This window comes from Portibacter lacus (assembly GCF_021533215.1).
Taxonomy (GTDB): domain Bacteria; phylum Bacteroidota; class Bacteroidia; order Chitinophagales; family Saprospiraceae; genus Portibacter; species Portibacter lacus.
In genome coordinates this window covers 47,330-63,171 of record NZ_JAJNKA010000005.1, presented here as the reverse complement: position 1 = coordinate 63,171, position 15,842 = coordinate 47,330, and the positions used below count along the sequence as shown (strand labels likewise).

Here is a 15,842-nt window from a genome sequence, read left to right as displayed (position 1 = left end):
GATAATTACCTCTGACTCAAGTTAACTTAAGATATGATATTTCCGATAGTAGGAAGAAATGAACTATTTCATGATGTTGTTTGAGGCTTTAGAATCGACATTGACCTACATAAACCACACACATTTCATGTTAATTCTTGTTGGTCGGCATGCTTAACATGTCGTTCACATATTATTTACGTTTCAAAGTATACTTTGTTCGTACTTTTGTGTTAGAATAGAAATAGAACTAAATAGTAAGTAATGAGAAAATTATCTGGTATCCTTTTTATAATCGGTTTTGCGTTCAGTGTATTTGCACAAGGACCAAGTCCAATAGCCGAGGAAAGTCTAAAAGTTATCATTAGAGGAACAATTGTAGAAGGACAGAGTAACCTACCTGTAGAATATGCAACTGTCGCAGTACTTTCTGCTGATACCAAAGATTTAATAGCTGGTACGACGACAGATGTGGATGGAAGATTTGAGGTAAGCGCATTAAATGATAATGTGATTATAGAAGCGAGTTTTATCGGTTTCGAAACGAAAACAATTACAGAAATAAATTTTAATAAAGGTATTGCGGATCTTGGGTTAATTACCATAAGTCCTAGTTCTCAGATGATGGATGAGGTTATCGTTCGTGCTGAGAAATCTCAGACGGAATTCAAGTTGGATAAGAGAGTGTTTAATGTCGGTCAAGACTTAAGTAGTACTGGCGCAAGTGCACTGGAAGTTTTAAACAATGTTCCATCCGTTACAGTAGGAATAGAGGGAGATATTAAGTTAAGAGGAAGTGGTGGTGTACAGATGTTGATTAATGGAAAACCTTCTGTAATCGCAGATGAGTCTGGAAATGCATTAGGGACTATTACTGCTGACATGATTGAAAAAGTAGAGGTGATCACTAATCCAGGTGCAAAATATGATGCAGAAGGGACGGCTGGAATCATCAATATCATCCTAAAGAAAGATGAGAAAAAAGGTCTTAATGGTTCTATTACCTTAAATACTGGAATACCTGCTAACCATAGTATCGGTGTAAGTGTGAATCGAAGAACGGATAAGTTTAACCTCTTTTCACAGTTCGGTGTAGGGACTAGAACATATCCTGGAACTTTTGAAACAATTAGCAGAAACTTGAGCACAGGAGAATCTATAATCAGTGAAGGTACTTCTGAAAAAAATGAAATCTACTATAACTTCATATTGGGTACAGACTATCATTTTGATGATTATACAGTGGTTACGCTTTCTGGAAGTTATGCTTTCGAAGATGAAAGTGAAAATTCTACTTCTCTGTTTTCGTTAACAGATCAAAACAATCAAGCGCTTTCCTCTTGGAGAAGAGATGAGTTAACGACGGCAGGAAATCCTAAGTGGCAATATGAACTTCAGTTTAAAAAAGATTTCAAGGAACATAAAGATCGTTCGTTATTGTTCAGCGCTATTGGTCGAGCATTCAGCAAAGACCAAATGTCGAACTTTGCTAATGCTTATTCTTTAGGATCTGTGGATAACAATTTCAACCAAAATACGGGAACTGATTTTGGAGATGTGAATTATACTTTCAAGTTAGATTACACACATCCTGTTTCTGAAAGAGTAAATGTAGAAGCGGGTGCTCAATACTTGCTTTCGAATGTAGGAAATGACTATTCTGTAGAAAACTTTATAGACGGTAACTGGGAATTGCAGAGTGACTTAACGAATGTTTTCAACTATAACCAAGGAGTTGCTGCTGCTTACGCAACGTCTTCTTACGAGGGAGATAAATGGGGTGTGAAAGGTGGTCTTCGACTAGAGCATACGAATCTGAATACGGTTTTAGAAAACACGAATGAAAATAACGAGCAAATCTATACCAATTTGTTCCCTAGTATTCACACCTCTTATAAAGTTACACCTGCTATATCTCTTCAAGCGGGATATTCGAAAAGGATATTTCGCCCAAGAATGTGGGATCTTAATCCTTTCTTCAATATTAGAAACAACTTTAGTGTGAGAACTGGAAATCCAGACTTGCTTCCGGAGTTTTCAGATTCTTATGAGGTCAATGCTATTTTTATTGCCGATAAAGGTTCTCTTAATGCTGGAGTATACCACAGATATACGACAAATGTTGTAGAGCGAATTACAACTTTAGACGGAAATGTTAGTACTTCTATTCCTTTAAACATTGGCACACAAAACACGACTGGTCTAGAAGTGAATGCGAAATACATCGTTAACAAGAAAATCACCTTGAATGGAGATGCGAATTATAACTACTTTTCTAGAGCTGGTGTATATGAGGCAAATAATTTTGACTTTAATGCGGATCAATGGTCGGCAAGAGCGACTGCGAAGTTTAAGCTTCCAGCATCGATTGACTTCGAAGTAACAGGAAATTATAGATCTAGAGTACAGACTCTTCAAACGCTAATTTCAGACTATACCTATCTAGATTTAGGGGTAAGAAAGAAGTTTATGAAGGGTAAGACGGTAGTTAGCTTAAGTGTAAGAGATCTATTCGCATCTAGTTTTAGAGAAAGTGAAACGAATTTCGGTGATTTGTACCAATACAACTTCTACCAAAGAGGTCGATTCGTAACACTAGGAGTAAGTTATGGATTCGGAAAAGGCGAGGCGATGGAATTTTCTGGAAGTAGAAGAAGACACTAATATCTAGGTAAGGGAGTCATCTTTTTTTAATGGTCAATGTGAGAGTTGAGAACAGGATATAGTGCTATCTTATCAACTGAACACTGCCCGTGAATTGGTGTATTTCTTTATCTGAAAATAGAATTTTAGCGGTATAAATGTATGTGCCATTTTGAGCTGGATTCCCATTGACATAACCATCCCAAAAGCAGGTTTCTTCATGGTAAACGCATAATTCACTTTTGAAAACTTGATTTCCCCAGACATCGAAAATTTTCATTTCTTTAATGAATTCGGTTCCTTTACCTAGGAAAACTTCGAAGCGATCATTCTCTCTATCATCATTCGGAGAGAAGGCAGTAGGGAAGTAAACTCGACGTTCTTTTGCGGCAATTAAGCCTTCTATGATAACAACAGTGGTATCGTAGATGATGTCTTCTAATTCGTAAAAAGCAAGGTCGTCAAGTGCAAAATCATTTCCCGTTGGATTCAAATTTTTATTGATAATGCAGATTTCTGCGGAGTCAGTTTCTCCTGAATTCCATATACCATAGAACTGGAGCCATTCACAAACTTGTGTCGTAGCTGTCAGGACGTTTCCTACTTGCTGCCCATTCACCTGGAAACTTAGTTGAGCTGGATTCGCTGGATTACTAGAAGCTAGCCAAGCGGAAAACGCGTAATTAGTGTTCGGTTCTACTGTAATATTCTGGCACCAAACGTTAGAATTACTAATAGGAGACCCATCCACCACCATCATTTTTCCAGCGCCATCTGTATGATCTGAACAACGTGCAAAGTAAATCCCATTTAAGTCAGCAGGGCTGTAGTCAACGCCATAAGTTCCTTGGGAAATGATGATCTTTTTAAAGTCGTAATCGCTTGTGAATCCGATATTCCCTTCTGAGAAGTCAGCATTAGAGATGAGGTTTTCATTCTTAATGCCTGTAAGAATCTCTGCGATGTATGTTGTTTCTACATAAGGTTTGGCGATGGGATTGTAAATGTGCGCGTTACTCAGACTTGTTGCAGAAGACCAAGTATATGCATAAGCGCCTTTCACAACTTCCAGTTGAATCGTATCGCCAGGATCGCATACGTACAGCGTATCTATCTGTGCATCCAGATAAATTATGGTTAATAAACAGGTTAGGAAGCATACAGTTTTGCGAAGCATGTTAAAATAGTCTAGCCAGAAATTATTGGGTGAGTATAAAATCTGTAATCACTATTCCATGGTCTGATGGATAGTTGATCTTCTTTCCATTTATAGACAATGGTTCTCCCAGAAATGCCTTATAGGATTTAGAATGAACCGCTTTAAGTTTAGGGCTTTTGTAATAGATGTAGTCTATTCGATGTTCATCTCTTTTGCCTTTCGAATCCCAAGTAATCCCAGGAGATGTTATCGGATCTGGATTTATTTCGCGGTATGAATCGATCATGTCTAGATCCTGGAAAATTTTCGTTGCATACCAAGGTACGATCAAGCCATTATGAATTTCCTTTGTGTTTTCTCCCCAGTCTAGGTGAGAAGGACTGTTCATATCTCCGGCATAGATTAAGGGAATACTATCTGTTTGTACTGCATATTTTTCGATGACGGGTAATACATTATTAACCATGTTAACCCTCGTTTCCGTTTTCTCCCATTCTAATAATTCGGCCACTGACTTGCCCATTTTCTCTGGTTCATTTTCCCAAGGCAAGTAATGGAACCAATTAGAGAAAAAGTGTACTTTTTGATCATTAATAAAAATCTCTCTGCCTCCTAAATAAAATGGATAGTCGGTATCAATCCTATCTCCGAATGGGAATTTTGAATAGATGGACAAGTTGACACTTCTGTCATCTAATGCCGTTCCTTCTTTAGCGATTAGGTGGAAGTTGTATCCACAGGCATCTGCAATTATTTTTCCTGATCCATAGGTTTCTACCATGAGGATCACATCTGGATTAAGTTCTTTAATAATTTCGATCGCATGTTGTGGACCATTTTCTATATCGCGCGCTCCATGCAGGATATTCCAAGCCATCACTCTGAAAGTAGTCGTTTCCTTTTGGGCATTGGTATTGATAAGGAAAGAGATAGAAAAAAGTAAAAGAAAGATGTGTTTCATAGGTGCCTATTAAGATTCATCAATTTAAATAACTATTCTTAGAATGTTGATATTCTCTTCATCTTTATCATTAATAGAATAGATTTAAAGATAATTCCGATATTGAATATTAATATAAAATCCAATTTGCGAAGTATAATCATCCATATTTCTAACGCAGGTATTGCGTTAAGCAAAGATCTGAAGCTTTCCTTGCGAGACACCAACTTGCCTGCAGCATATCTGCAGTTTAAAGATTCAGCAGCGATTTATTGGGAAGTAGAAATGATTTCATTTAACAAGAATGGACAGGTTCTTAAGGTGAGTGTTATCGATTATAAATCAAATTCAGTCATGAGATTTCATGAACAAGTTGCAAAATTTCCAATTAAGAAATTGCAATTTGAACCACTGCATTGGACAGAATTAGAAGGGTTACTAAGTAGCTATCAAAAGAAAAATCTTACAGATATCATTACAGAGAAAGCATTTCTGAAATCCAGCTTTAAAACCATCCTCGTTCCACTCAAAATTGGGCTGAAAAAGATCACATTTAACCTTGGATATGTAGAGTTCCCTCACACCTTCAAATGGAACACAAAGTCTAATATTCATCGCATTTCCATGCCTGATAGCATTCCAGAATATAACTACATCAAGCCCTACTTCAAATCAATATTGGGTAAGTCAAGTATTGATGTAGTTGTAGAAGTAGAAAGTTCTATAGAAATGATGCGAATTAGAGCAGTTAAGTCTACTGATTTAAGTAAAATTAATGAAGAATTTATTCGAATCCTTAAAATTAAAAAGCTAGATCAATGGTCATCCAAGAAACCAAAATTTGCTCCCCCAGATCAAGATCTTTTCACCTTCGAAGAAGCAATGGAAAGTTATGGAGATGAAGCATTAGGAAATATAGATTTCTTTGAAAAAGATTTGCTTTTTCATTTGCTAGAGAAAGAAAGTATTCGAAATAAGATGCAGTTAGCTTATCTAAGTGATCGGATCCAGCAAGGTAAATTATTAATGACATTGGTCCCGCAGTTCGGGTTCGTTTTTAGATATAAAGGCGAGGAGATGACCCATTACATCTGGGAATTGTTAAACTCCCATGCTACTTATGTTTGGTCTACAATAATTCTAGATAATGAAATGGCGATAAAGAGAATAGAACATGAAATTCGTACGATTAACGTACAAGGCCGAACGCAATATCGATCCAGCTTTGAAAATGGAGAAGATTTGTTCTTTAATGCATTAATTCATAAAACTGGAAATTATAGTTATGAAGAGTATTTCTCGAGATGGAAGCAGAAACTGGATCAAATTTTAATTTAGATAAAAGAAAAATAATATCGTTCTTTAGAAAAAAAAATGAAAGAAAATAAAACCATTAAGTGGGTCTCGATTATTCTCCAAGGGATAATCGCTATCATGTTTCTGATGAGTGCAGGAATGAATTTGTCAGGAAGTGAGACGGCAGTAGCAGGAGCCGCTGATATGGGTTATCCAGCTTCGTCCGTTTTGTATTTCGGAATTGTACAGCTCCTTATGATCTTATTATACATCTATCCGAAAACCTCTATTATAGGTGCAATTCTTATGACTGGTTGGTTAGGAGGTGCAGTTGCAACGCATATTATTCATGGTGACGCTGTAAGTATGACGATCGTTCCGATTATAGTAGGCGTAGTTGCATGGATTGCAATTGGTTTGCGCAATGAAAAGTTAAAGAGTCTATTTTCTTTCTAGAAAAGAATGCTAGCATAGAATCATAAAAAAAGGAGACTTACTTTTAAGCCTCCTTTTACTATACCGATGTGAAATTGAATTTACTTTTCTTAAGTGAAGTGAATCACTTTTAGATTGCGAATCGACGCATCTCTGTTTTCATTAACTCTTTTAATTCGTATGCAACATCCATGGTCATCAATAAATCTGATGGAAATGGTGAAGGATAGTTTTTGATTCTACCTCTCGTTCTGTCGCTTATGGCCCTTCGATCTCCAGTCATAGAGCTTGCGAAATCACTGAAGTGCGCATCTACTGAAAATGGTCTGGTCTCTATTAATTCTTTAGTTTCTGCATCAAATAATCCAAATCTTCCTGAAGCTGTTGCTGATTTCTGGCGGTTGATTTCTATCACTTGGGCAACAACTTTTACATATTTGTCCACTTTAATATCATTACCTAAAGAGTCTTTTTTCACATTTCCTTTCTCGTCTAAGGCATACTGCCATCCATCTTTGATTTCCTTTTCATCTATATATCTATTGATATATTCTCTTTCAGGGCTTATGTCAATGTTATCTACATCTAATCTAGCGACATAATCAAAGTCATAACCTAGAGAGCTCTTTGTATAATATTGAGTCCAGAATGTGTTTAGTTCTTTTACATTTACACTCATGATTTCTTCTTCAACTTCTCGAGGCATAAAGCCAAATGTATTGTTGTAAAGTTTCACCAAAACTCTATTCGTCCCTAAGAATTGTGCTTCCTCTTTTAATGATCTACTATCTTTATACTGATCAGTGTATTGTTCTAGTGTTTCTAGTCCATCATATGCTTGTCTTGCAGCACGCTTGTCTCCTTTCTTGCCTAAAGCTATTAATCTAATGGCTTCATTGTAGTGGTATGCGGTTGCATTATTAGCGGCTTCATTTTTAAGGCTATTAACATTGGCAAAATTGAATTTTGCTCTGTATCCATCTTTACTTACTAGTGGAAGGAAAGGCATAATTAGATCTTGACGATCATCTATTTTTTGGTAAATGTTAAAAATTTCATCCCAGTTGCTTGCTCTTCCAGTCGTTTTTAATCTTTCTGCATAAGCAAGATCTTCAGCAGTTACTTTTTGAAATGCTTCTTCAAGCATTTTAAGGTCTTTAGCTTTTTTGTTTTTCTTGCCACTTAATTTTCGAGCTAACTTTACGATGGCTTCATCGTAATTCCCGTTGTCAACCATTTTCTCTAATGAAGTACATGCACTAAAGAAAACCATGGTTGCGATTCCGATTATGATTGTGAAATTTTTCATAAGGCTTTCTTTTAAATAATTGATTAATTGTTGTTTGTTTGATAGAAAGACGGAGGCAAGTGCCTGATGTTGCAGACCTTAAGAGAGTTTAACTTAAGGAAATGTAATTGTTAAGGAAATTAAGGAATGTGTAGGAACACATTTTACGATTTAGATTAGTCCGATGCTTTTTATGTGATGATGAGTGGGAGGTAAGAATGCATTGATTTTTTGAATTTGATGGATTTTCTATGAATAAACCTTTCGCTTTTGCACAGAGTCAAGCCTAAAAAGTGACAGGTTGATGCTTAATTGAAAGTTTTAACCAAAGACAGAAAATATTTTAAATTCGAAATAAGTTTATAGACCATGAGTAGAATAATACTAGGATTTATTTTCATTTCATTGCTTGGATCATGTGCCTCGACGAGAATGATGACACAACAGGCAGAGTATTCCAGAATGCTGAAAAGTTTGGTGAATGCGCCGATCGATATCGAAGAAAAAATGGATGGCGTTGCTCAGGTTTTTGATATGGTACTCCAAGAATCAATGGACTATGGATCAGATAAGAACACTTTAAAGCATATTAATCAATTTCAGAAGCGGAATAAGTCGACGATGAATGACCTTTATCAGCAGATCGAAAGTGAAATGAAGAAAATGAATATGGCTCAACAGCTACAATTTTCTGTCTCTATTCTTCGTAAGCCTTACATTAAATCCTTCATGGATATTGTGCCCAAGGTGGAGAAAAAAATCAATCGAAAAATTCGACAGATCTCCATGTTTGGGAAATTTCTGAAGTTTCTGAATCCGTTTTAGGGAAGAAAAAACATTTTAATTAAAATTTAAAATCCAAATAGTTTTATTAGAACATTATATCAACTTTACATTTGTGAAATGATATAATGCTCCAATAAAACTTATAATAAATTAAAACGAGTAACCTATATTTCCTGCTATAAGTAAACCTTTTCCATAGAGTAAGTCTAAAGCAAATTTTGATTCATCAGTAATATCAGTTATCGTTGTATACGGTTTCGTTATCGGCAGCTGATAACCTAAATTTGCACTTATAGTAAAGCCACCTTTACTCATAAATTCTAACCCTCCAACCAGTTGCATATTTACAGTTCTATTAATATTCACAGTTTCTGTTTCAAATTCATCGTATAGATTTACACCATCAACTTGTAACGGAACCAAAACTAGACCAGCACCAACAAAAGGTGAAAAATTTCTTTTAGATAAAAAGTATCTACCTCTTACTCCCCATCTTAATATTTGGGTACCAAATCCAGCTCCAACATCTACTCCAAGCCTTTCATTTACTTGTCTAGTGTAATTAATTCCAACACCTGATAATGATTTGAAACCAGCTTCCGCAGTTATAACATTTTTCCTTTGCATTCTTATAGGTTCATCAATGTCGTTTTGAGCAATAAGTGAAAGGGAAAAAAAGATGAACAAAAATGGTATAGCTTTCTGAATATTATTTTTCATGTCTTTGTTTTTTTGATTTTCGAATTAATTTTATTCTATACTTTCATGTAAGACACTTGTAATCAACTAATTCCCTATTTTTTTGAGAAAAAGATCAATCGAAAGCTGCGACATATCTCTATGTTTGGCATGTTTCTAAATCCGTTTTAGTCTTTCATGACTACGAAACCCACATTGATAGCCTCAGCTGAATGTGAGACCATCAGTGGTTTTCTGGCAATCCGAACAACCCACAAAAAAAGGCTGTCTAAAAATAGACAGCCCATCAAATAAAAAATTATTTGGAATTAAGTTTATTTTGCTTGCGCTTTGAAAGCATAAGTCCAGTCATATTCTATTCCACCAAATGCACTTAAGTCAATTGGTGTGGTCGTTACTAGATCCGTTAAGCTATAATCTTTTATAGTATAAACCTCAGTGGTAATATCACCAGGGTCGAAAGCATTATAAAATGACATCGATAATGTCGATTCATCATTGCTAATTTCGTAGGTACTATAAACAGATAATCCATCAAAATCGCAAGTTCCTCCACCAGATCCAGTTAACTCACCAAAATCTAACGACATCGTTCCATCAGCATTGAAAGTAAAAACATTGTCTTTCTCACAATCTATAATTTGCTCAGATTCTGGTTCAGACTCAGCAAATAATTTCCCTAATTTCGAGTTTAATCTCCAGTCAAATTTTACCAAAACATAGGCTAAAGTAATATCCGTTGTAATAACAAAATTTGCATCTCCAGTCTGATCTTCTTGGTCTACAACTGTAAACTGGAAACGTACAGGTGTCTCTGCACCTTCTTCATTTAATACATACGTGAAGTCATACGGAAGTGCTGATGATACAGTCATTGTTCCATTCGTTCCATAAGAATCATCCACATCTGTCCCTAAATATTTTGTAATTCTAAGTTCTTTGTACTCTCCGTCAGTAACAGCCGATAGCGTTGTACTTGCTGTCTCACCAATCTTTCCAGTAAACGTCGTATCTGACAAGCTCACTGTTGGAGCTGCTTTCTCTTTGGTACATGAGGTTATTGTAAAAGTTCCTGCAAATAAGACTGCAAGAAGTGTCCACATTTTAAATTTTAATTTATACATACTAGTTTATTTAAATTTGTTTTTATAAAATTTTTAAGTCAATACTATTATTCTTCACTCGACATAGATGGTGGAGGACAGGTTTCACAAGACCCCCATTCTTTATTAGGATTAGGTCCCATTACAATGGTCAGTTTCCCACCTTTTACCAATTCATCATGATAAAACCAAGGCTTGTTTAACACTGCTCCATTTAACTTTGCCGATTGTATATATTTATTCTCTTTTGAATTATTAATGGTTTCTATGACAAAGGTTTTTCCAGTATAATAACGTTCATCTAGATGAATCGTCACCTTATCAAACACTGGACTTCCTATTTCATACACAGGACGTACTGCAGCTCCACCTCTCATTTGAAATAAACCCATAGAACTCATCACATACCAAGCGCCCATCTGCCCTTGATCTTCATCTCCAGGCCAGCCTTCTTTAGGACCTAAGCCATAGTAGACATCCATGATCTCTCTAGACCATTTTTGCGTTAACCAGGGTTTTCTTGCATAGTTGAAAAGATAGGCCGCTTGCATATTGGGTTGGTTTCCATGATTGATCGGAAGCACACCCATAGAAAACAAGCTATTATCATGCGTAGATTCTGAGTTAAAGCGCCAAGGTTTTGATTTTTCGAATCCTAGTTCTAACCTCTGTGTAAAAGTGTCCACACCCATTAAAGAGATCAGCCCTTTTAAATCGTGAGGAACAAACCAGGAATATTGCCATGCGTTTCCTTCACACCATCCTGAACCTAGAAATGTAGTACAGCAGAACGGACTAAAATCGGGTTTGAAGCTTCCGTCTTCCATTTTCAGATTCATATATAGTCTCGTTGAATCCCATAGATTTCGATAGTTATTGGCTCGACCTTTAAAATATTTGTAGTCCTCGATTTTCCCCATGGATTTGGCCATTTGACTGACTGTCCAATCGTCGAAAGCATACTCTAAAGTGTTAGATGATGGCCCAGCACCATACGGAACATAGCCATATTTCATGTATTCTTCGAGTTGCCGATTACCCACGAATCCACCTGCTTTATGCGCAATTCCTGGTGTCGTCTGAACATGCTTTATAGCTTCATAGGCTTTTTCGACATCATAATTTCTGATTCCTTTTTGATATGCGCTTACAATAAGCGGCACTTCATGAGAGGCAACCATGATACTAGAATATTCAATTCCTGTCGGTCCTTTCGGAAGCCAACCTCCTTTATCATATATCTCTAAGAGGGACTTAACCCATTTATTCGCAATATCTGGCGTTGCCAATGTCCAAAGTTGATTTAGATTCCAGAATGTATTCCAGAATGCATCACCTCCGTATATTGGAGAATCAGGATCTTCTAATTGTTGGACTTTTTCGTACATGTCCACATACTTACCATTGACATCATTCCATATCGTTCTACCTACATACGATCTGTACATGTTGGTATAGAATTTCTTTAGATTGACCTCTTCAGAAGATTCAACTTCGATCGTTTTCAATAAGTCATTCCAAGTAGTTCTTGCATTGCTTCTTACTGCGTCAAAATCCCAACCATAAGGTTCAATGATTTCTTTAGTAAGATTTAACCTTGCTTGTTCTTTGCTAACCAATGAAATCCCAGTCTGAACCAACACTTCATCTCCTTCTTCTAAATCAAAATTGACAAAGGCACCGATATCTGAATGATCCCATCCAGAAAAAATTTCTTCAATATTTCTAACCACACCGTCTCTGGTCCAGCCATTCATAGAAGTAAAAGGTTTGCTGAATTTCATTACCCAATGAAGAGTATACTCATTGTAACCCGCGCCTCTTAGACTTTGGTGCATTGAAAATCCTTCTATCTCTGTATCACTGACTTTAGTTATTACACCATTAAACAATTCATAACTGTATTCCGAGTCTATCTGTAGATCTATAAGGATTCGTGCTGAATCCACATTATTAAAGGTGTATCGTTGGAAGCCAGCTCTAGTTGTGGAAGTTAATTCTGCTTTAATATCATAGTCATCTAACTGAACGGAGTAATATCCTGGACTTGCAACTTCGTTATCATGAGAAAACCTAGATCGGTATCCAAGATCTGGATTATATTCTTCGCCAGGGATAACCTTAAGTGGCCCATTCGTAGGCATGGTTAATAATCCCGCCATCGTCCAAGAATGGATATGGCTAAATCCGCTAATATTTTCTACATCGTATTCATATCCTGCTTTCCATCCTCTCCTTTCATTATCAGGACTGAGTTTCACCATACCGAAAGGCATCGCAGCTCCTGGAAACATCATCCACCTAGAATCATGGGTTCCGGAAAGAGGATCTACATAATCTACAGGATCTTTTTGGCCATGGACGCTGGTGCTGATGATACCAACAACAACAATTAACAGTGATTTTATGATATTGAATTTTACCATGCTTTCTCGATCTCTTCTAGTGATTTACCTTTGGTTTCAGGAACTTTCGTATAGGTGAAAATCATTCCTAACAGCGCCATCGCTGCGAATATCCAGAATGTGAATGCTGGCCCCATTGATTCTAATAGAATAGGGAATAATTGTGTTACTACATACACCGCTACCCAAAGCGAAAAGGTTGCAATTGACATTGCTACTCCTCTCAGTTTGTTCGGGAAGATTTCTGAAATAACCACCCAAGTAACTGGTCCAAATGAGAATGCAAAACAAGCAATGTAACACAGGATAAAAAATAGCAAGCCCAGCCCTTTCCATTCAAGGAAAAAGGCTAGACCTACTGCAAATAGGCTAATAAACATACCTAAGCCGCCGTATAACAATAATGCTTTACGGCCAACTTTGTCTACCATTCTAATTGCTACAAAAGTGAAAAGGGTGTTAATCACTCCGATAATAAGCGTCTGGGTAAACGCGGAGTCCGAAGTGGCTCCAATTTCTTTAAATATTTCTGGTGCATAGTACATGATTGCATTAATGCCTTGAACTTGAGAAATGATGGCAAGTACGATTCCCACGATGATGGCAGGTCTGAATTTGCCAGAAAACAATTCTTTAATCGTTCCTTTCTCTTCGTTTAATGTTTCTTTGATTTCAGCCATGATCTCATCCGCTTTTGATGGATTATTCACCTTGGCTAAGATGGCAAGCGCTTCTGTTTCTTTTCCTTTTTTAGTAAGCCATCTTGGACTTTCAGGCACGAATATTAACGCAATAAAAAATAGTGCTGCAGGCAAGATTTCAGAACCAAACATATACCTCCACCCTTGCTCGACATTCCATACTTCATCTCCTAGGTTTTGTATTAATAAATTGACAAAGAAAATAATAAGAATACCTAGTACAATCGCTAGTTGGTAAAGGGAAACTAATTTGCCTCTAATCGAAGCTGGAGCAAGCTCTGTAATATATAATGGCGCTAGCATGGAAGCCGCTCCGACACCTATTCCTCCGATAATTCTCGCAACGACAAAAAAGCTAAGGTTTTGTGGAATGGCACTTCCTATCGCAGATATAAAAAATAAGGCCGCAGTTAGTAGTAATATTTTCTTTCGACCATACAGATCACTTAAAGTCCCTGCAAGCATCGCTCCGATGATACATCCCACGATCGCACTCGATGCAGCCCAACCTTTCATGGCAGAAGTGAGTTCGAACTTGGTCTGAAGAAAACCGATCGCTCCTGAAATTACTGCGGTATCATACCCGAAAAGCAAGCCACCTAAGGCGGCACTAGCGGTTAGTAAATAGACATACTTGATATTGTATTCTTCGCTTTTCATTTGCTTTCATTTTTAACATATGCCTTAATGGTAGCACATTCGCTACCTTCGGATGGTCCATGTGGTGTAATCGTGTATTCTCCTACAGCTGCCGGAACGACGAATGTCTCAGCAAAGTGGATGATGAAGGGTTGAAATTGATTCGTAGGACTTTCTACAATGGCTTCTTTTCCTTGGACGAGGTTCAAGACATTCAGATTTCCGTTTGTATGGTGAGTAACTTTCTTGGAAAACCAAGTTCTTACCGTTTCTATAAATTCACTTTCGTGCAGACCTGTTTTTTCTGATTTATAGCCATCACCAGATTCAAGCACTTCTACTTGGTCAATTAAATTTTCTTTTACCCATTTTTCATCTCTATCCCACTTTATGTTTTTGCTTCCACGCTCTATATTAATCGGTCGCGGTAGACCATCCAATCCTAGTCTGTCCCAGTCCCATAGTTTAAATGTGAAAATGTATGGCGTCGCACTGATCTCTAGGACCATAGTATTCTTTGCTGAGCAATGAACGGTTCCTGCAGGAATTAAGAAATGGTCATGTTTTTTCGCTGGCCAAGTTGCCGTATATTTATCTGCATCAAACGTATTTCCTGGTTGCTGCGCATCATTTAAAGCGGCTATCATCTCATCAGGATTTATACCTTCTTTTAAGCCCAAGTAAACAATTCCGTCGTCTTCAGCATCCAGGATATAATAACTTTCATCCTGGGTATAATCCATATTGAATTCCGCTTTAATGTATTCATCAGAAGGATGAACTTGCAAGCTTAAGTTTCCTCCATCCATGGTATCGAGGAAGTCAAATCGGATAGGAAACTCCGCTCCGAAACGCTTTTCTACCATCTCTCCAAGCAAGCTTGTGGTCTGAAAGAAAACGAGGTTCGATGCTGGAAATTCAAGTGTTTCGTCACCGATCTGAAACAGCACACTATTTTCTTCAGGAACACAATCGAAACCCCAGGCAAAATTAGGTTCGTCTTTGCTTAATCCGATAACTTCTCTCATCCACTGACCGCCCCACGGACCTGGATCGAAGAATGGGACAAGCCTAAATGGCTGACTGACCGTTTGACCTAAAGCCTTGTCTAGGGTTGCCTTCGGTATGATCTTCGGCTCTTCTTCCTTGTTGGCATCTATGACAAAATCCCAGTGCGCGAAGGTTTCTTTTTTAATTGCATCGCAGATCCGCCAGTCCACAAAAAATGCACGCTTATAACGACGAACGACATCTAAAATGTAATTATCTGTACCGATATTCGAAACTTCTCCTTTTCTCATTCGCATCTGGATTTCCCAGCGCGCCATATCTACATAGATAAATAGAAGTGGATCTTCCAGAATAACAGAAGCTCCTATCCCAAAAACGATGACCGGACCCGATGTTTTTTCAATTTTCAATCTGGCAATTTCCAACTTGAAATCGTCGAATAGGTCTTTGATTTTCAGATTCGTTATCCGTCCAAATATTCGATCATCAGTTACATCTGGAAAAGTAATAGCATCTATCTCTTCCTGCGTTTTGTAGACACTGCTGGAATTAATGATCAGAGCGTCTTGGAACTTAGTCTTAAGGATGTTTTCTAAAGGTTTTTCATTTACTCCATGATAGCATTCCACAACGATGTGTTTAGCACCGTCGTCAATTTTTGCTTCTATTAGATTGCTAATATTCTCCCATCCAACTTGAACGTTCTCATTGCCATCTATTTTAACCACCGGAAATTTATCGTAATTCGGTTCCATCAC

Annotated in this window: 12 protein-coding genes; 4 read left to right on the top strand and 8 right to left on the bottom strand. The window is 37.2% G+C overall.

All coding sequences use genetic code 11. The annotated features are described in order from the left end of the window. Nucleotides 1-243 precede the first annotated feature (243 nt). Entirely contained in the window at nt 244-2,643 is a 2,400-nt protein-coding gene (locus tag L2586_RS09740) for an outer membrane beta-barrel family protein (protein ID WP_235292699.1), read from the top strand. Between the two features lie 64 nt (nt 2,644-2,707). On the opposite strand, the gene L2586_RS09735 is transcribed toward L2586_RS09740, so the two are convergent. Further along, nucleotides 2,708-3,799 (bottom strand): T9SS type B sorting domain-containing protein, encoded by a 1,092-nt coding sequence (locus L2586_RS09735; RefSeq protein WP_235292698.1) that lies wholly within the window; start codon nt 3,797-3,799, stop codon nt 2,708-2,710. A gap of 22 nt (nt 3,800-3,821) precedes the next feature. Then, nucleotides 3,822-4,742 (bottom strand): endonuclease/exonuclease/phosphatase family protein, encoded by a 921-nt coding sequence (locus tag L2586_RS09730; protein WP_235292697.1) that lies wholly within the window; start codon nt 4,740-4,742, stop codon nt 3,822-3,824. Between the two features lie 126 nt (nt 4,743-4,868). Here L2586_RS09730 and L2586_RS09725 point away from each other — a divergent pair, with 126 nt between their 5' ends. Both L2586_RS09725 and L2586_RS09720 read left to right on the top strand, forming a co-directional pair. Continuing rightward, a complete protein-coding gene (locus L2586_RS09725) occupies nt 4,869-6,059 on the top strand; it encodes a hypothetical protein (RefSeq protein WP_235292696.1) in 1,191 nt (396 codons plus the stop codon). 36 nt (nt 6,060-6,095) lie between these two features. After that, nucleotides 6,096-6,473 carry a DoxX family protein gene (locus L2586_RS09720; protein ID WP_235292695.1) on the top strand — a complete coding sequence of 126 codons (378 nt, stop codon included), beginning with the start codon at nt 6,096-6,098 and terminating at the stop codon, nt 6,471-6,473. A gap of 109 nt (nt 6,474-6,582) precedes the next feature. Here L2586_RS09720 and L2586_RS09715 read toward each other — a convergent pair whose 3' ends face one another. Then, the gene (locus tag L2586_RS09715; RefSeq protein WP_235292694.1) at nt 6,583-7,761 is read right to left on the bottom strand and encodes a hypothetical protein; all 1,179 of its coding nucleotides are present in this window, start codon (nt 7,759-7,761) and stop codon (nt 6,583-6,585) included. 348 nt (nt 7,762-8,109) lie between these two features. Between L2586_RS09715 and L2586_RS09710 the strand changes: the two genes are divergently transcribed. Then, nucleotides 8,110-8,565 (top strand): hypothetical protein, encoded by a 456-nt coding sequence (locus tag L2586_RS09710; RefSeq protein WP_235292693.1) that lies wholly within the window; start codon nt 8,110-8,112, stop codon nt 8,563-8,565. Nucleotides 8,566-8,676: 111 nt separating this feature from the next. Here the strand turns inward: L2586_RS09710 and L2586_RS09705 are convergent, their stop codons facing one another. The 5 genes from L2586_RS09705 to L2586_RS09685 form a co-directional block, all read right to left on the bottom strand. Then, on the bottom strand, nt 8,677-9,246 hold the full coding sequence (locus L2586_RS09705; protein ID WP_235292692.1) for a hypothetical protein: 570 nt from the start codon (nt 9,244-9,246) through the stop codon (nt 8,677-8,679). 293 nt (nt 9,247-9,539) lie between these two features. Continuing rightward, nucleotides 9,540-10,349: a lipocalin family protein gene (locus tag L2586_RS09700; RefSeq protein ID WP_235292691.1), complete on the bottom strand. Its 810-nt coding sequence runs from the start codon at nt 10,347-10,349 to the stop codon at nt 9,540-9,542. 47 nt (nt 10,350-10,396) lie between these two features. Further along, nucleotides 10,397-12,754 (bottom strand): GH92 family glycosyl hydrolase, encoded by a 2,358-nt coding sequence (locus tag L2586_RS09695; RefSeq protein ID WP_235292690.1) that lies wholly within the window; start codon nt 12,752-12,754, stop codon nt 10,397-10,399. Continuing rightward, nucleotides 12,748-14,094 carry a sugar porter family MFS transporter gene (locus L2586_RS09690; protein ID WP_235292689.1) on the bottom strand — a complete coding sequence of 449 codons (1,347 nt, stop codon included), beginning with the start codon at nt 14,092-14,094 and terminating at the stop codon, nt 12,748-12,750. The genes L2586_RS09695 and L2586_RS09690 overlap by 7 nt, the downstream gene beginning before the upstream one ends. Further along, complete coding sequence (locus L2586_RS09685) at nt 14,091-15,839, bottom strand: class I mannose-6-phosphate isomerase (protein ID WP_348535574.1); 1,749 nt, start codon at nt 15,837-15,839, stop codon at nt 14,091-14,093. Before L2586_RS09685 ends, L2586_RS09690 begins: the two co-directional genes overlap by 4 nt. Nucleotides 15,840-15,842 lie beyond the last annotated feature (3 nt).